The following is a 16,662-nucleotide window of genomic DNA, read 5'->3' as shown; positions in this document are numbered from 1 at the left end:
CTTATTAGTCCAGAACCTTGGAAGTTGAAACCTGAGCGGCTGTGACCGTCGCATTTTCCAGAATCAGACCATTGATAGTTCCACCAGCCAGGGCATTCGGCAAAGAGCCTGAAAGATCGGAGTTTGAATCGATATCGGCAGTTTCCGGGGAATAGATTGTCATATCCCGGCGCCATACATAGACGCGCGTTTTGGTGCCGACATTGTGGATATCAATCACGACATCCAAAGCTGTGGGGAAGAAAAAGCTGGTATTGCCACCAGTGACATCCAGAGTGGTCCCATTCACAGAAATTTTCACAGCAACACTGGCGCCGTTACGAATGAACTTCACTTGGACGCCAGAATTAGAAGGTAAAACAGTGCTATTGGAATACATCACCGCCGTGACAGTGCCTAAAGTGATATTATTCAAGGAGGCCTTCAGCGTCATGGAGCGACTGCTGAGGTTTGGAACCGTGCTGGTGAAAGTTATGGAGCCCGTGCCATTGACGGTGTTGGAGTCGGCCTGCGAGAAAGAGCCGCCTGTGACCGTGTAGCTATCAAGGCCAGAAATAGATTCAACTTCGCCAGGCGCACAGCCTGCCGAAGCCAAAACAACAAGTATGAACAGAGACTTTAGAATTGATTTTTCCACATCATGGACTCTACCGGTATCGGCTGTTTAGAGTTATACTTCGCGGAAGGTTTGACATTATAAGGAGTTAAAATGTCACCCTTCACTTCAAAGTATATCAACTGACCGATAGGCATTCCAGTATAAACACGCACAGGCTGTTTTACGGAAATTTCCAGAGTCCAATAGTTGCAGAAGCCGACATCGCCTTTGCCTGCAGTGGCATGGATGTCGATTCCAAGACGACCAACGCTCGATTTACCTTCCAGGAATGGGACATGTTTCAGAGTCTCAGTGTACTCTAAAGTCACGCCCAAATAGAGAGTGTCCGGCATAAGCACGAAACCCTCTTCCGGGATTTCAAAGGTACGAATTTGGTTATGCTTCTTTGCGTCCAGCACCTTGTCTTCGTACACGGCCAGGGTTTTACCAAGGTGAACATCATAAGAGTTCGTACCCAGGCACTCCCTGCGGAAAGGCTCAACCTTGATTGAACCTTGTTCCATGCACTCGAGAATCTGCTGATCCGTAAGAATCATTACTTAGTTTCTCTGTGAACTGTGTGACGCTTAAGATTCGGATTGTATTTCTTCTTCTCAAGACGGCTTGGAGTCTTAGTTTTGTTTTTAGTAGTAGTGTAACGAGAAACAGGTTTGCCTTCAGCACGAGCTTCAGTGCACTCAAGAGTTACGATGATTCTTCCTGTCTTTTTAGCCATTGCGGTACCCCTTAAATTGAACCGTTTGTATTGCCATGCGTTGTGTAGAAAAAATGACAATACCTTTTCAAAGGGGCTCAAGGTATCAAAGGAAAAAGGAAACTTCAACAGGCAATTTCGTGTCTAGGAGGAGAATCGTGAAGGGTTTTGGACTTTTTTTTAGTTCTTTGCTCATGTTGGCCTGCGCTCATGCTCAAACAAGTGGCATTTTGACCGGAAACAGCCTTCAGCCGGTGTCTTTAACCCAGGCCGTTCAAAATGTCAGACCAGGTTCTATCGTGGTCATCGGGGAAAATCACGGATTCAAAGAACATCAGGCTCAGCAGGTTGCCATAATGCAGGCGCTTCGGGACCAGGGCTTGGTGGTTTCCGTCGGGATGGAATTTTTTACATATACAGATCAGCCGCTGGTGCAGGCTTACCGCCAGGGGGCTTTGTCCGAGCCCGAGTTTCTTCAGCAGATCAAATGGGGCGGTCTGTCCTATGATTTCTATCGTGATCAGGCCCTGTTCCCGGATCTGAGCGAAGGGGCGGCCACGGTGGCCCTCAATGCCCCCCGGTCGCTGACGGGCAAAGTGTCCAAACAGGGACTGGCGGCCCTGACTCCGGAAGATAAGGCGTTGCTGCCGCCGCAGTTTTCTTTGGGGCGTGAATCCTACAAACGTCGCTTTCTTTCCATGATGCCGCACCTGCCAAGCCCCGAAGCGGGGGAGCGCTACTTTACAGCGCAGTCCATTTGGGACGACACCATGGCATGGCAAGCGACGGACTTCCTAAGATCTCATCCAGATCAGGTGCTCGTGATTGTGGTCGGAGACTTCCATGTGCAGTTTGGCGGCGGATTGCCGGACCGTCTGCGCGTGCGCGGGGATGAGTTCCCGGTCCTGACCTTCTCGCAGGTCAATACTCTGGGCTTGAGCGAATCTGAAATTGCCAAAGAAGTGGCGCCATCTGAAACCGACGGACCACGTGCGGATTTCCTGTGGTTGGCCCCAGCAGAAAGTCCAGGCTTGTAAAGAATCTTTGAGATTCACACCAGGTTTTCTAGAATAGGGGGATGTAGAGGAGACTCCATCTATGTTCCCCTTCGAAACGCGCATCCTGGTTATCGACGACATGCCTTCTATCCGTGATCTGGTGAAGAACACGCTGAAAGCCATGGGCTATAAGAATATTCAGGAGGCGGAAGACGGCGAGCAGGGACTGAAAGTTCTTCTGCAAAACAACTCTGCCGGAAGTCCGATCCAACTGGTGATTTCGGACTGGAACATGCCCAAGATGAAAGGGTTGGAACTTTTAAAACAAGTTCGCGCCACGGCGGAATTTGCCAATTTGCCTTTTGTTCTTCTGACATCCGAATCCGAACGCGATCAGGTGACCGAAGCCGTTTTGGCAGGAGTTTCCCAGTATATCGTCAAACCGTTCTCGGCGAAAATCTTTGAAGACAAACTCAAAGGTGCCTACACCAAACACAATAAATAAAGTCAGGGTTCGCAGTTATTTTCAGCTTCAGCCAGGTGTTTAACGCTGTTGCGTTGCCATGGCTAAGTCCGTACCATGGATGCATGACTGTTTCCTATGACGTTTTGGCAAAAAATCTGGCGGCGCAAACTACGGAGCTTCGAAAAAAGAGGGGCCTGACCCAGGCAGCCCTCGCCAAGCTGGCCGGGATTCCGCGTTCGACGTTGGCGAATATGGAAAGTGGCATGGGCAATCCTTCGCTGGTGAATTTGGCCAGCGTCTGCGCGGCACTGCAGGTGTCTTTTGAAGAACTGCTGGCCACACCGCGTTCACAGACCCAATTGATTCCAAAAAATGAAATTCCCGCGACTAAAAAGGCCAAGGGCAATGTCCTGGTCTATAAGCTTTTGCCAGATCCTATTCCCGGGATGGCGATAGATCGTATGGAGTTTGAAGTGGGTGCACGTCTTGGTGGGGTGCCTCACTCTGCTGGGACGAAAGAGTATCTGCATTGTGTGCAGGGCGAGTTGACCGTGGTGGTCAGTGGCGAAAGTTTTACTTTGAAGGCCGGTGATGTTCTGGCCTTCCCCGGCGATTCCGCCCACAACTATGTCAATACCGGCTCAGGCCGTGCGATCGGCCTGAGCGTGGTGACGTTGACACCAAAGCTTTAGGCGCGGAAGTTCTTTTCCACAAACGACCAGTTCACGATCTTCCAGAATGCAGCCAGGAAGTTTGGACGGCTGTTGCGATAATCAATATAGTAAGCGTGTTCCCACACATCACAAGTTAGCAGAGCGGTGTGACCTTTGGTCATCGGAGTTTCCGCATTGCTGGTGCTGAGAATTTCAAGTTTGCCGGAAGAATTTTTCACCAGCCAGCCCCACCCAGAGCCGAACTGTTTGATCGAGGCCTCAGCGAAAAGTTCTTTGAATTTTTCGACAGAGCCAAAATCGCGGATCAGGGCCGCAGCCAATTCACCTGTGGGTTCGCCGCCGCCTTGCGGTGACAGGCAGTTCCAAAAGAACGTGTGGTTCCAGATTTGCGCGGCATTGTTAAAGATTCCGCCTGAGCTCGTCATGATGATTTCTTCCAGGGATTTTCCTTCAAACTCAGTTCCAGGAACAAGTTTGTTCAGATTGTCCACGTAGGTTTTGTGATGTTTTCCATGGTGGTATTCCAAGGTCTCTGCCGACATGTGGGGAACTAAAGCATCTTGGGCGTAAGGAAGGGGAGGAAGTTGAAAGGACATAAGGGTCTCCTTGGTTGTTCAGGTTGAAATTCCACCATCAGGATAGGGTCAGAGTCCGGCGCAGGGAAGACACTGGTTCTTCTATTGGCAAAAGGACGATATATTGGCATAAATGACCATTAATAGTCACTCAGGCTCGCTGCGGCAGGGCGGATGGACCACCCCTTTTAGGCTGCGGGTTTAATGGATTTTTCTTTATGGAATTCGGTGATGTACGGCACTTCCACGAACAGGGTGCTGCCCTGGCCAAGGACGGATTCCACCCAGACACGGCCTTGCAGATCCTCGGCCGCGTTTTTAATGGCATCCATACCCACGCCACGGCCCGAAATGTCGGTGACCTGGTCGCGTGTTGAAAACTGGCTGTCAAAGATATGCTGGATCACTTCCTGATCGGTTTCTTTGGCGACATCCACACCGCGCTGGATGAGCTTTTCACGAATGCGCTCTGGATTGATGCCACCGCCATCATCTTTGATTTGCACCAGCAGATAAGTTCCCTGGGTGTTGTGGGCCAGGTTGAATGTCACTTCCACATGCCCTTCGGCAGGTTTTCCCTGATCCACACGCAGATCCGGCAATTCGATCCCGTGATCAACGGCATTGCGGAAGGCATGCACGAAAGTGGCAAACAGGCTGCTGTAGATTTCCGGGATCACCATGATATTTCCATTGGTGATTTTCAAAGGCGCTACCATCTTGTCAATCTGGCCTGCCACGTGAGTCATCACATCGCCGTAAGGTTCGATGAAACGCGCCACGGGTTCCATCGCCAGCTCCAAGAGAAGTTCCTGGGCAACCACGCCGCCGCCAGGAAGGCTTCCCACCTTGCGGGCAATGTGATTGAGCTTGCTGATGGCCACTTCGATCTGGCGCTCGTCCGGCATGCCGGAACTTCCCAGGATCTCTTTTGTTTGATTCAGGAACTTTTCAAAATATTCGTCGACCTCAAAGCACTTGCCGCGCAGAGCGATAAAGCCCGGGTGGGTCCAGCACTCGTTCAGCTCAGCCAAGAGTCCTTCGGCCTGATGGCAGGCTTCAGCGACATCTTTGATTGAGAACAAGGAGGCGCCACCTTTTAGGGTGTGCAGGTTGCGGAAAAGCTCTTCCGTGTTGTAGGGGCCGTCGTCTTTGCTGACTTCCTCGCGCACTTGCAGCAACAGACCCTGCGCTTCCTGAATAAAGCGGTGGATTTCACGCTTGGACTTGATCATGTGAATGATAAGCTTTGCGTGTTCCTTTTCGCGTTCGGCCTGCTTTTGGGCCTCGACCAGTGATGTGATATCAGAAGCCACCACAACCACACCTTCCATTGCGCCCTCATTGTTGCGCAAAGGATGGTATTCCAAAGAGATATTGCGCTCTTTGCTGTGCGGGTAGGTCACAGGTCCCAGACAGGAAAGGTCTTCAAAAGGCAGCATTTCCATAAACAGGGTCTGCATCCATTTTTTGAAGCCTTCGACTTTATTTTCCGGAAGTTTCAAAACGTCCCAGATCAATTGACCGTCTGGCTTGCATTCCACCGTGGCCTCACAGGCTTTGGAGGACACATCCAGAATCTTTCCTTCGGCATTGAAGATAAAGAAACCTTGTCCAAGGCTGTCCAGCAGGGCGGACATGGTCTGATTCAAACGTGACAGTTCGCGGGTGCGATCCGCGACCATCTGCTCCAGGTTTTTACTGTAATCTTCAAGTTGGGCCTTGGCATCTTCCAGGGCTTTGATGACGTCTTCTTTTTGTTCCAGCTCGGCTCTGTATTTCTTTTGCAGACGTTCTTCCAACGTCACGTCGCGCACAAAGACAATCCAGTTTTTATCACCCATGGAATCAAAGATGGGCTGCAGGGTGATTTGCACTTTGCCTTCGTCCGCATGCAGGGCTTTGAAGGTGACTTCTTTATAAGGAGTGGCATCACAAACAGCGATCAAATTGTCCAGCGCCTCAATGGGTTCACCAAACTGGAACAGTTCGTTGAATTTCATTCCTCTTGTGATCTTGCGAATGGACAAGCCTGCTACGATGGCGGCGGTTTCATTGCAATAGACAACCTTTTGCTCTGCATTAAGAACAAAGACAGGTTCCAAAAGGGTGTCGAAAAGAGAGTATTGAATCTTCATTTTACGAACGTCTCATTTTTCTGGTGATAAAGGGTGAATTCACGTTTTTCCGCCCATTCTGAAAGCTCAACATCACCTTTGGCTTCAGCGCGGACGCGCCAGTAGATTTTCCCAAGAGGAACTTTTTCCTTAATCAAATATCGGTTGCCCGCCAGGGACTTGGAAATCAGCGTGCGCGAGAAGTCCGGCTTGTCAGAGATTTCGATGCGATAGGATGTTGCACCTTCGACCTTTTTCCATTCCAGCCAGATGAATGGTTCCATCTCTGTTTGCAGGAAGATCGAAGCGTTGTTAAAGGGCTCCATCAGGGCCGGAGCTGTCAATGGGGTGCGGAAGGTGTAAAGAACTTCCTGCACATTTGAAAACTCCGTCAAAGGTTTATTGGCCTCATCCAATGCCTGCACACGCACGGCATAGTTGCCCGGATCGTTCAGGACCAAAGAGCCGGAACTTGTGGAGTATTCCATTTGTTGTGGGTGAGAGAAGTCCTTCGACTTGTCCACCTGAACCAGATAGGACTTGGCAAAGGGAACTTCGCTCCAGCTAATGGGTGTTTCTTTCGGCCCCGGAGCCTGTCCCACGGCGCTGATGGTTTTTAGTGGATTCAACGTCAAACCGCCGACGCTGACGTCGATGGTGCCCACTTCGCTGGGTTCGCTGACCAGGCCATTGAGTCCCTTGGCAAAGACACGATAGTAGTGTTTGCCGGGCTTGAATTGGGACCACGCCACTTGATTCTGTGTCACTTCGTATTTTTCCGGCTCAGCAAAGCTGACATCTTTGGCGATTTGCAATTGATACGCTTTCACCTGAAGGACCGGTTTCCATGCAAGCTTCGGAGCCTCTGGGGAAGCCGGGTTGCGGTCTTTTGCGGATGGAGCCTTGAATTCCACTTTCTTGGTGACCAACACGGGGCGATTCGGACGCTCTTCTTTATGGGCGGCCAGATTCAAAGTGAAGGAGACGGGTTCAGACCACGGCGATATGTTTTTGTTTTCGGTTTGGCCTTGCACGCGCACCCAGTAAGTGCCGCTGGAAAGGCGTGGAGTCAAAGCCGCCAACGAGTCAGTTTGTCCTTCTTTTAGGATGGTTTGAAACTCGGGGTCCTGAGCAATCTGCCAGGTGAAGCTTTTAAGTTGAGAAGGCGCCTTCCACTGAAATTCAGTGGTGGTGGCCAGCTCTTCCTTCGGTTTTACTTTCAGTTCCAGATTGATCTGGGCGGCTTGCAGTGGGGTCGTGATTTCCGGACCCGTCAGATGAGAGATGTTCATTCTGTGAGCGGCAGACGTGACCCCCGCTTCGCCATTGCGATCAAAAGTTTTAACGCGCCAGAAATAAGGGCCAGGCTGTAAGGGTTCGGTAACGGCCGCGCGCTGCTCACTGGTGGTTTTGGAAAGGGCCACCGTGCTAAAGTCCTCGCTTGGGGAAATTTCAAGTTCATAGCGGGCGATATCGCCTTTGCCAGACCATTCAAATGGCAGGGGATCATCAGGGTTGATGCGCAACCAATTGATATTGTCGGCGGTTTTCAGAAGCAACTGCGGCTTTTCCACAGTTTTGATTTCGCCATCTTTTTTGACTGCGACGACGGCATTTTTCGGAAGCTCTTTCACAGTCTGTTTTTTCTGGTCGATGTATTTCACGTCACCGGAAATAAGTTTCAAATCCACCGTGCCGCTGTGGGCTTTGTTGAAGCGAATCTTTGGTTTTTCCTGCGTGTTCGTGGGGGCACTTTCGAGTTTGAATTCCTCTTTGCCGGACGTGATCGTCAAAGAGGCTCCTTGAGCCAGTTCCCCGGTCAGGTTACCGTAGCGCAGATCCAGATTCATTTGACCGTTTTTCAGATTCAGGGTGATCAATGAATTGGGCTCGATGCGGATTTGCGTGCCATCCTGAAGTTGAATGGTCGCTTCCGAACGATCGCCGGTGAAGATGGAGTCATTCTGATAGACGCTGTCTTGTCGCGATGCCGGAAGCCAGCTGAAGGTGTCCAGATTTTTCCGGCGCACATCGTTCTGGGAGACGGCCACGGAACCAATCAGTTCCAGCGCGCTGTTGTTGGCTTTTGGGAATAGCAAAGAGTCATCGTACAAGAAGTACGAGAAGACCATGAGCACAAGCAATGCTCCGGTGAAGATCATCTTTTCAGTTCGTCCAAAACGCGACATAAGACTCCTGCTCAAAGCTTATCGGTTGGAAAAGACAAGAGATTTACGGACCTTAGGCTAAGTTATATGAGAATTTGTTTTCGGGTTCCTTGTGAATGGGCATAATGAACTTGTGAAAAAACGTGGATTATCAATAAGATACAAAATTCTTTTGCTCCTCACTTCACTGCCTTTGATTACACTGACTGTGTATTTAATCCTGGCGCTGCGAATCTTTGAAGAAGACAAAATCGCATACGTCTTTGATTCTTCCAGCAGAATGTCAGGAACCATGGCGGCTCAAATCAAGACACAGCTCAACAGCGTTCTGGGGACGACCAAGCCGATCTTTCAGGATTATCTAAGTCAGCAGAAGTTTTCTTCAGTCGGCGAATCCATTTTTCAGAACGAGTTTAATCTGGAGTCCATCGTCGTATTTAAGCCTTCGGCAACAGGAGCTTACGAGCAGTCCGCGATTTTAGAGAAGGTTCCGGGGCAAACGGCCGGTGTCCTGGCTCAGTTGCAGAATCAGATGAGTTCTTACTTTGCCGAGGTGGAGGCCACGCGCCGGGTGGTGAAGGTGCCGTTCAGTGATGATCGTGTTTTCATCATGGAAAAAGTCAGCGATGAAAGTAACACCCGTAATACAGTCTTTCTGGTGATTGTAAAAATGAGTGAGGCGGCTGAGATGTTCCGTGCAGCGATGTCTCAGAAACTATATTTAATCTCCACGGATGGGACTATACTCTTCGGACCGGATGGGACTCCGGGACAGAAACTGCAAAGCACCGTGAATCCGCAGTTTTTGACCAACGCCAATCAGCAAATCGCTCAAGGGGCAGAAACCGACCGCGGGGTGGATGGCAAGGAATTGCTGGTGTCGTTTTCCCGTGCGGGATTTGGTGATCTGATCGTTGTGACGACCGTGGAAAAAGAAAAAGCTTTGGGGGCGGTTCAGATTCTGATCAGAAAGTCTTTGATCTTCTTTGGCATCCTGATTTCTGTGACGGTGATCTTGAGTCTGTTTGCCTCCAGTGGTCTGACTCAGGCCCTGACACAGTTATTTGATGCGACCCAAAAAGTGGCGGAAGGGGACTTCAACATCCGCGTCGATGTGAAGTCCAGTGATGAGGTTGGAAGTCTTGCAGATAATTTTAACATCATGGCGGCGGAAGTTTCGCGCCTGCTGGATCAGACCGCGGAAAAAGCGCGTATGGAATCCGAACTGCAAACGGCCAAAACCGTTCAGGAGACGCTGTTCCCTGAAACTCAGGCCAAGATCGGCCCTCTGGCCATTGCGGGTTACTATGAGCCTGCCAGTGAGTGTGGTGGGGACTGGTGGCATTACTGTCAGATCGGCAACAAGATCTTCCTGTGGATCGGGGATGCGACGGGACACGGGGCGCCAGCTGCATTGATCACCAGTGCGGCGAAATCAGCTTCGACGATCATTGAAAGACTCAATATCACTCCGGCCAAGGCGCTGGAGCTTTTGAATCGTTCCATTTATGATGTTTCCAAGGGCCGCATCATGATGACCTTCTTCCTGGCGTCGTTTGATCTGGAAACCGGTGAGCTAGCGTACTGCAATGCTTCGCATGAGGCACCGTTCCTGATGAAAAAAGGTGAGGGGCCCTTGAAGAAAAAAGATCTGATTCCTTTGAATGAAGTGAATAATCCCAGATTGGGTCAGGCTCGTGACTCTGTTTATGAGCAGACAACCATTCAAGTTGAAACAGGGGATCTTGTGTTCTTCTATACTGATGGAATTCCTGATATACAGGACCCAGCCAAGGCGGCTTGGGGAGAGCGTGAATTTATCAAAGCTCTGATTGCGGCAAACAAGGATTTCCCTGGGGTGAACGACTCGGTCCAAAGATTTGCGCAAAGTTTCCAAGCCCATCGTCAAGGCGCGCCCTTAATCGATGACGTCACGTTTTTTGTAGTTAAAAATGAAGGTCTTAGTTAAAATTGCTATCTGAACGAGGAGATTTGAACACTATGGGTAAACTCGATGTAAAAATGAACAAAGCCGCCGATAAGCTGACTGTCCAAATGGCAGGAACCATCGATGAGGATGTTGATTTTTCTCAGTTCAACCTTGGCGGCAATCCACAGATTGAGGTGGAGCTGAGTGGACTGAAAAGCATCAACTCCTGCGGTATCCGCGAATGGATCAAATGGATGGGGACGGCAGGTCCTGCGCAGATCAGCTTCAGCAACTGTCCGAAAGTGATCGTGGATCAGATCAACATGGTCGATGGTTTCTTGCCGGCTACTGGCAAGGTGAATTCCTTCTTTGTACCTTACTATAATGATGATTCCGGCTCTGAAAAGAACGTCCTGTTCCGTTATGGGACAGAGTTCACCGAAGGCGGGGTGACACCTCCAGCCTCCGTGAAGGATGAGGAAGGTAACGAAATGGAAATGGATGTCATCGAATCTAAATACTTTAAGTTCCTTAAAAAGTAAGAAACAGCAGACGAAGGTCTAGTTCTGAGGGCGGGCACTGAACATCAGTCCCGCTTTTTGTTTTTTGTTCTAAATTGAACATAAGAGTGAGCCGACAAGGAAACGTGGAGCAAGGAAAGTCAAAGATCCTCATTTTAGAAGATGATGAGACGGTCAGAAACTCTTTGAAGGAGATTCTGAGTCGTGCGGGTCATTCTGTCTTCACCGCCAGTCGGCCGGATGAAGCCAACGGGATTTTGGCGGCCAATGGCGGTCTGGAATTCCTGTTCTGCGACTGCTTGTTGCCTCAGATGACGGGGCTTGATTTTATCAAGCAGGCTCGTGCCAATTATCCTGCAGCCAAATTCAAAGTGGTCCTGATGAGCGGTATCTACACGGACAAAGCCTTCATTCAGGAAGCCACACAGAGCACTCAGGCCGTGGCCTTCATGAAAAAGCCCTTCGATATGGAGCAGGTGCTGAAAATCGTGAAGAAGGAAGAGGCGCCTCGCCGTGAGGAATCCACTGCACGCAAAAAGCTCTATCAGATGTTTGCCAACCCGACGGTGACCAGTCGTCAGAAACGTAAAGTCATCGAGTCCATTGAGGAAGTCAGCGGGTTTGACCTGCCATTCCTGTATTCGCTATTGGTAGAGACCAAAAGCAGTGGTTATTTGAATATCTATAATTCCGATGGCTCGGTTTCCGGTATTTCGTTCTGTAACGGGAATATTGTCGGTGTGGACGTGGATGATCGCACCACCTTCCTGGGTGAAATGCTGATTCAAAGCGGATACGCAACTCCGAAAGACGTGCAGGAAGCCCTGCGCGACAAGAACAACCGCAAGATCGGAAACTATCTTATTCAGAACAATCAATTAAGCCCTCACGCGTTCGACCTGATCCTGATGGAGCAAATGAACATCCGTCTGGTGCGCACGATTGTGGACCAGAAAATCCGGGTGAACTTTGCCTCTGCTGAAGTGGAGATGAGCAACCCGAGCATTGATGCCGACACACTTTCTTACTATCTGCATGACTGGATCGCCTCGAAGATTTCTGTCAGCTGGTTGAAGTCCCTGTATGTGATGTGGGCAGGCAATGTCATCGTTAAAAGTCCGACCTTCCGTGATGATCACCCGGCGTTGACCATGTCCCTGGTGAAGTCTCTGGACGGGCTGACTGTGAAATTAAACAATCAGGTCACACTGACTCAGCTTCTGGAAATCAAAGGCTACAGTGAAGTGGCAGTTTATAAGGCCATTCACTTCCTTTTGACTAAAGGTCTTGTGGTCTTCGCTCAGCGTGCGGCATTCACCAATCCGGCGGAACAGCTTAAAGTTATTCGTAAAATCCATGCCGAATTGGAACATAAAAACTCTTACGAGATTGTGGCCTACATGGAAACAGGTACCGGGGGAGGTTCTGCGGAATCCATCCTTGCAGACTTTATGACCCTGCTGGGCGAGGAGCCCTCTGACAGGGCTTCGGAAGTCTATTCCTACTGGCACAAAGTGCGCGCATTGGCAGAAGAGGCCATCAGTGCCTCCAAGGACAGCAATAAGATTGATCAGTTCCGCCAGGCAAGTCAGCGTTCGGAAGCTGAGGCCAAGTTGAAAGCCACGTCCTTGATGGAAGAAGTGAAAAAAGCCCTGCAATACACGCAGTTCGCCAAAGCTTTGGAGATCCTGGCTGAGGTGGCAACTTTGAATCCGCAAATGCATCAGCTTCATTTGTACAGCGCCTGGGCTAAGCTGGGTTCCGTGGATGTGGCCAAAAAACAATTTGTTCTAAAAGAAGTGGAGCTTGAGCTTTTGCAGGTTCCGCCGGACGAGCGCTACGACACGCTCTTCCCCTTTGTGATCGGTCTGTTTAATAAAATCAAAGGCGACATGGTCGCTGCCCGCAAATCATTCGAAAAGAGTGTGGCCCTGGATCCGTCTTTCATTCCTGCCAGACGTGAACTCTCTATACTGAGTTCGCAGAATAAGAAGCAGGATGTCTTTAATATGGACCTAAAACAAGCCATCTCCGGTTTCTTTAAAAAGCGATAAAAACAGTCCATCCGACAGCGTTGTCAGACGGCCTTCTCGCTTCGACGTGCTCGGAGCACGCCTGCGCTGCGAGGGCCATCCTCCGCCTTGCGGCTGAACTGTTTTGATCGCTTTTTTCCGTAAATGGGGCTTTGGCTGGTTGCGGGCTTTCGCCCTGCAACTTCGCGTCTTGGGCTTGTGGGTGGCTTTGCCACAACTTGTGTGCCAGTTGGGCTTTATTCAGAGGGGATTGAATAAAGTTTTTACGATAAATTGAACATTTGGAAATTGTTTTTTTTAGTGTCGAACTGTTGACGAGTCCACTAAATCATATTGACCCGCTTGTGCTAAAAGTATGGAGATTTTTTCTTGCGCTTGCCAACATTGTTGGTAGCAAGCAAGGAGTCGCCGATGAACTACGGAAGAATCTTACTGCCCCTGGGTTTATTAGTTCTAGCAGGATGTCAGAAAAATTCGTTAGGTGAAGGTTCAGAAACGATGGAAGCCGCTTCCGCATGTGTGGGAACAGTTTCCAAATCCACTTCGGATGAACTGACCATTGTGGGTGAGTCTGCTGCGGACGCAGGAAGTGCTGTCAGCTACTCCTTGAATCAGGCGGGGCACTGTATTAACAGCCAAAACGTAACCTGGAAGGCGGCTGGTTCCAATCGTCTACGCACCAGTGCCACAGGTGCGACTTCCGTGTTTAAACTTGCCGGATCTTATGTTGTGACAGCTCAGGAAAAGACCTCTTCTTCTGATGCACAGGTGGCTTCTATCACCACAACCGTCGTCAATCAGGAGCTTGAAGTGGCAGGACCTCAGGCAGGCTTCGTTTACAATCCGCTTCGTTTTGAACTGATTGTTCCTTCAAGCATTCAGGTGCAGTCTGTGGCCTGGGATTTTGGTGATGGCTCGGCTGTGGCCACTTCATCGGCCGTGGAACACGCCTTCAATAAAGAGGGCACCTACCAAATGAAAATCACAGTGACCCATGCTGATGGCAAAGTCAGCAATCTGACTCACCGGGTGAATGTCCTTATGTATATGGACGGTGCGGCCTGTGTTGAGCAATTGGCGATTTCTGGAGCCAGTGAAGCCAAGGTAAATATTGCAACAGCGATGCATGTCTTTATTCCCCAGTGTCTGGTTGATAAAGTGGGGGCCATCCGCTGGAACTTCGGTGACGGTGGCACGGCAGCAAATCAATCTGTGACCCATGCTTATGCCGCAGAGGGAAGTTACCATGTGACCGCGACTCTTTATCTGGGCAGCAGTCAGGAACCGTGGGTGACCCTGGATCATGATATCCGTGTGATCAAGGATCTTGTTATTGATCCGGAGCCCGAAGTCCCCGTGGATCCGATGGCTTGTACCGAACAGGGCGCCATTCGTGAATCCCAAGGCGAAATTTCCTCTGAGGAAGTGGCTTGTGGTCTGAACGGCAAGAAAACAGTCTCTTACCGGGAGCGTATTAAAGAGGAATGCAAACTGGTGGTTGAAAAACTGACCTGGGTTGAGGTTTCACGCAACAAAGAAGTGACCAATGAAGGGGAATGTCTTGGTCAGTCCTGCCAACTTCCAGACGGCAGTCTATTGCCAGACGGCGGCAGTAAGGTGATGTATTCCACATCGACCCCGGTGAACTCTTGTTCTGAGGTCAGTGAGACCCGCACCTGCAGTAACGGTGTGTTGTCAGGATCAGTGTCACACACTCAAATCATCTGTCATGAGGGTTGTGGCAGTTTTGGATCACACGGCACTGTGAAAGTCGGTGTGGTGACAGGTGAAGTGAAAGTTCCATTGCAATGTTCTTTCGGTGAAGAAGGTTTCTTTGATCTTTACACTGAAATTTCTGATCAGACTTGTACGGATGGCAGCATCGTGAGTTCCAACACTCGTCAAGGCACCATGAAAGAAGCAGGCAAGTGTCCGGTTTATAAGTATGTCCCAACGGAAGAGTTCACGGTCTGTACGGCAGACTGTGGTGGCAAGCAAAACCGCATCTTCATCTGTGTCGACGACAAAGGCACCAAAGTGGACAACGTCCGCTGTGCAGACCAGGTGATGCCAGTGGAAGAGCGTCTGTGTGATGCCAATCCTGAGGCGGTTCGCAGTCAAACGTCCACAACGACTTTGGAAGAAGCTAACAGCTCCTCCGTATGTCCTGCCAATCAGATCGGTGTGATTGTGAAGACCCGTGAAGTGGTGACGACGAAGACCTTTGCATGTATCGATCACTCGGTGCAACTGGAAAGCGAAGTGGCCGTTCCAGGCGCTTGGGTTGAAGAGAAGTACTGCCGTGACTATGTGGCGCGCCGCTGTTCTCAGGACAGCTTGAGCAACACGGAAGCCAAGGGTCGCTATGACTGGATGGTGAAGTGTCAGGATGAATTGCCAGTGATCAAAGAGTTCCTGACAAACTTTGCTGACGTCAAAGTAAGTGTGGGCGGTAAAAAAGTCGGTTTGGGTTCTGCGGGTCAGGAACTGTATGCGACCTTCATGGATCGCGCTTACAATCCTGAAAGACCATGGATTGCTCCGAAAAAAGCCAATGCTCCTTGTACGATGCCATCAACCGCCTATGTGGCAACGGTCTGCGTATCTTCTTGCGCAACACCAGAGCAGCAGATCCTGGCGGAAGACGTCGTCAGCAAGAAATTGAAATATATGTCCTTCATTGATGCCTTCACTCAGCAAACGGCCTACGTGGGAACTATGCAGTCCGCGGATGCCCTGACCAAGAACTCGGTTGTGAAAACCAAGGTGGATCAGTGGGTGTCTGAACTGGTGGATGGTGATCATGAAATTCTGATCTTCAAAATGAAGTCGGGTCGTGAACTGCGTGTGACGAAAAACCATCCAATCCTGGATAAGGATGGATCCATGAAGGTGGCTGAAGAGTTCAAAGTGGGCGAGGCTCTGGTTCAAAGTGGCGGCACTCTGGACCCGATCGTGTCCATCGACGAAATCAACCACTTCGGTAAGGTGTATAATGTCTTCGTACAGTCCAATGCGCCTCACAAGAACGTGGTTTTGATCAATGGTTATCTGAACGGTTCGGCGTTCTTCCAAAATGCCGGAGCTAAAGAAATGAACAGAACAATCTTCCGCAACAACATGACGCGTGGAGTGTTTGGCAAATGAGAACGAGAACGTTGATTATTCTGTCCGTATCCTTAACGTGTTTGGGTGTCGGTTTGACTCTGTACTCGCAATCACGAAAAAACCCCGAGACGGAGTCCCAGGCGACGCCGGTTCGGGAGGAAGCACCGGCAGTCAGTCCGATGGATAAGGAAAAAGAAAAGGCTGTGGCTGCAGGAAAAGTGGAAAATCCTGCGGCAAGCTCTGTAAAATCTGAAGTCCTGGCTGTTTGGAAGGACTATAAGTACAGCCGGGATCTGCAGAGGTATGCAGATCTGAGCCGTAAAGCTCTGCTGTTGGAACCAGACAAATTGGTTAAACGCCGTCTGTTGAAAGATGAAAACTTCCTGCGCAGTCTGGAAACTCTGATGAAGACGGCCCCGGTTGATGAGTCGTCTCAGGCCATGCAAAATTCCGCCTTGGATTTTGTTTTTGAGGCCCTCAACACAGACATGCGTCCGGTTGCTATCGAGATTCTGAAAAACGTGGTTGCCGACCCCACCGTGGAAAACACGGCGGTCAGTGAAATGGATCGCAAAGTTTTAGCGGGAGTGAAGGCCGAAGCCCTGTATCAGTGGTCGGCCGTGGATCCTGCTGCAGAAAGAAGTATCAATGGACTGCTGCCTGGTCCGGTCAGCGAAAAGATCTGGGTGAACGTCCAAAATCAGCAGCAAAGCAACTTAGCTGAATCTGCTATGTTGCAGGCCTCCCAGCAGCAGTAGT

Annotated in this window: 14 protein-coding genes; 8 read left to right on the top strand and 6 right to left on the bottom strand. The window is 50.1% G+C overall.

Annotation, left to right across the window (positions count from 1 at the left end; all coding sequences use genetic code 11):
* Positions 1-4: 4 nt before the first annotated feature.
* Genes ACZ5ZZ_RS10625 through rpmG form a run of 3 tightly spaced genes read right to left on the bottom strand, consistent with a single transcriptional unit; the run spans position 5 to position 1,334 of the window.
* Positions 5-637 carry a hypothetical protein gene (locus ACZ5ZZ_RS10625; protein WP_464131045.1) on the bottom strand — a complete coding sequence of 211 codons (633 nt, stop codon included), beginning with the start codon at positions 635-637 and terminating at the stop codon, positions 5-7.
* On the bottom strand, positions 619-1,155 hold the full coding sequence (gene dcd / locus ACZ5ZZ_RS10620; RefSeq protein ID WP_464117192.1) for a dCTP deaminase: 537 nt from the start codon (positions 1,153-1,155) through the stop codon (positions 619-621). The genes ACZ5ZZ_RS10625 and dcd overlap by 19 nt, the downstream gene beginning before the upstream one ends.
* Positions 1,155-1,334, bottom strand: a complete 180-nt coding sequence (gene rpmG, locus ACZ5ZZ_RS10615; RefSeq protein ID WP_011164830.1) for a 50S ribosomal protein L33 — start codon at positions 1,332-1,334, stop codon at positions 1,155-1,157. Before rpmG ends, dcd begins: the two co-directional genes overlap by 1 nt.
* Positions 1,335-1,471: 137 nt before the next feature.
* On the opposite strand from rpmG, the gene ACZ5ZZ_RS10610 reads away from it, so the two are divergent.
* The 3 genes from ACZ5ZZ_RS10610 (at position 1,472) to ACZ5ZZ_RS10600 (ending at position 3,469) form a co-directional block, all read left to right on the top strand.
* Positions 1,472-2,350, top strand: coding sequence for a ChaN family lipoprotein (locus ACZ5ZZ_RS10610; protein WP_464139296.1), 879 nt, complete (start codon positions 1,472-1,474; stop codon positions 2,348-2,350).
* A gap of 61 nt (positions 2,351-2,411) precedes the next feature.
* Complete coding sequence (locus ACZ5ZZ_RS10605; protein WP_464117190.1) at positions 2,412-2,816, top strand: response regulator; 405 nt, start codon at positions 2,412-2,414, stop codon at positions 2,814-2,816.
* 35 nt (positions 2,817-2,851) lie between these two features.
* On the top strand, positions 2,852-3,469 hold the full coding sequence (locus ACZ5ZZ_RS10600; RefSeq protein WP_464139294.1) for a helix-turn-helix domain-containing protein: 618 nt from the start codon (positions 2,852-2,854) through the stop codon (positions 3,467-3,469).
* Here the strand turns inward: ACZ5ZZ_RS10600 and ACZ5ZZ_RS10595 are convergent.
* The 3 genes from ACZ5ZZ_RS10595 to ACZ5ZZ_RS10585 all read right to left on the bottom strand — a co-directional run bounded on the left by ACZ5ZZ_RS10595 (position 3,466) and on the right by ACZ5ZZ_RS10585 (position 8,332).
* A complete protein-coding gene (locus ACZ5ZZ_RS10595; RefSeq protein WP_464131040.1) occupies positions 3,466-4,047 on the bottom strand; it encodes a superoxide dismutase in 582 nt (193 codons plus the stop codon). The genes ACZ5ZZ_RS10600 and ACZ5ZZ_RS10595 overlap by 4 nt on opposite strands.
* 167 nt (positions 4,048-4,214) lie before the next feature.
* The gene (locus ACZ5ZZ_RS10590) at positions 4,215-6,164 is read right to left on the bottom strand and encodes an ATP-binding protein (RefSeq protein WP_464131038.1); all 1,950 of its coding nucleotides are present in this window, start codon (positions 6,162-6,164) and stop codon (positions 4,215-4,217) included.
* Positions 6,161-8,332: a FecR domain-containing protein gene (locus ACZ5ZZ_RS10585; RefSeq protein WP_464139292.1), complete on the bottom strand. Its 2,172-nt coding sequence runs from the start codon at positions 8,330-8,332 to the stop codon at positions 6,161-6,163. The genes ACZ5ZZ_RS10590 and ACZ5ZZ_RS10585 overlap by 4 nt, the downstream gene beginning before the upstream one ends.
* A 151-nt stretch (positions 8,333-8,483) precedes the next feature.
* On the opposite strand from ACZ5ZZ_RS10585, the gene ACZ5ZZ_RS10580 reads away from it, so the two are divergent.
* The 5 genes from ACZ5ZZ_RS10580 to ACZ5ZZ_RS10560 all read left to right on the top strand — a co-directional run bounded on the left by ACZ5ZZ_RS10580 (position 8,484) and on the right by ACZ5ZZ_RS10560 (position 16,661).
* Complete coding sequence (locus ACZ5ZZ_RS10580) at positions 8,484-10,280, top strand: SpoIIE family protein phosphatase (protein ID WP_464139290.1); 1,797 nt, start codon at positions 8,484-8,486, stop codon at positions 10,278-10,280.
* A 32-nt stretch (positions 10,281-10,312) separates the two neighbouring features.
* Positions 10,313-10,783: a hypothetical protein gene (locus tag ACZ5ZZ_RS10575; protein ID WP_464117184.1), complete on the top strand. Its 471-nt coding sequence runs from the start codon at positions 10,313-10,315 to the stop codon at positions 10,781-10,783.
* Between the two features lie 86 nt (positions 10,784-10,869).
* Positions 10,870-12,816, top strand: a complete 1,947-nt coding sequence (locus tag ACZ5ZZ_RS10570) for a response regulator (RefSeq protein WP_464131034.1) — start codon at positions 10,870-10,872, stop codon at positions 12,814-12,816.
* Between the two features lie 390 nt (positions 12,817-13,206).
* The gene (locus ACZ5ZZ_RS10565; RefSeq protein WP_464139288.1) at positions 13,207-15,942 is read left to right on the top strand and encodes a PKD domain-containing protein; all 2,736 of its coding nucleotides are present in this window, start codon (positions 13,207-13,209) and stop codon (positions 15,940-15,942) included.
* Entirely contained in the window at positions 15,939-16,661 is a 723-nt protein-coding gene (locus tag ACZ5ZZ_RS10560; RefSeq protein WP_464139286.1) for a hypothetical protein, read from the top strand. Before ACZ5ZZ_RS10565 ends, ACZ5ZZ_RS10560 begins: the two co-directional genes overlap by 4 nt.
* The last annotated feature ends 1 nt before the right edge of the window (position 16,662 follow it).

This window comes from Bdellovibrio sp. HM001 (assembly GCF_055397275.1).
This window is presented reverse-complemented; position numbering and strand designations above follow the sequence as displayed.

Excerpts from the sequence above, each read along its gene's own strand:
- dcd (WP_464117192.1), bottom strand. The coding sequence starts at position 1,155 with ATGATTCTTACGGATCAGCAGATTCTCGAGTGCATGGAACAAGGTTCA.
- rpmG (WP_011164830.1), bottom strand. The coding sequence starts at position 1,334 with ATGGCTAAAAAGACAGGAAGAATCATCGTAACTCTTGAGTGCACTGAA.
- ACZ5ZZ_RS10605 (WP_464117190.1), top strand. The coding sequence starts at position 2,412 with ATGTTCCCCTTCGAAACGCGCATCCTGGTTATCGACGACATGCCTTCT.
- ACZ5ZZ_RS10595 (WP_464131040.1), bottom strand. The coding sequence starts at position 4,047 with ATGTCCTTTCAACTTCCTCCCCTTCCTTACGCCCAAGATGCTTTAGTT.
- ACZ5ZZ_RS10590 (WP_464131038.1), bottom strand. The coding sequence starts at position 6,164 with ATGAAGATTCAATACTCTCTTTTCGACACCCTTTTGGAACCTGTCTTT.
- ACZ5ZZ_RS10585 (WP_464139292.1), bottom strand. The coding sequence starts at position 8,332 with ATGTCGCGTTTTGGACGAACTGAAAAGATGATCTTCACCGGAGCATTG.
- ACZ5ZZ_RS10575 (WP_464117184.1), top strand. The coding sequence starts at position 10,313 with ATGGGTAAACTCGATGTAAAAATGAACAAAGCCGCCGATAAGCTGACT.
- ACZ5ZZ_RS10565 (WP_464139288.1), top strand. The coding sequence starts at position 13,207 with ATGAACTACGGAAGAATCTTACTGCCCCTGGGTTTATTAGTTCTAGCA.
- ACZ5ZZ_RS10560 (WP_464139286.1), top strand. The coding sequence starts at position 15,939 with ATGAGAACGAGAACGTTGATTATTCTGTCCGTATCCTTAACGTGTTTG.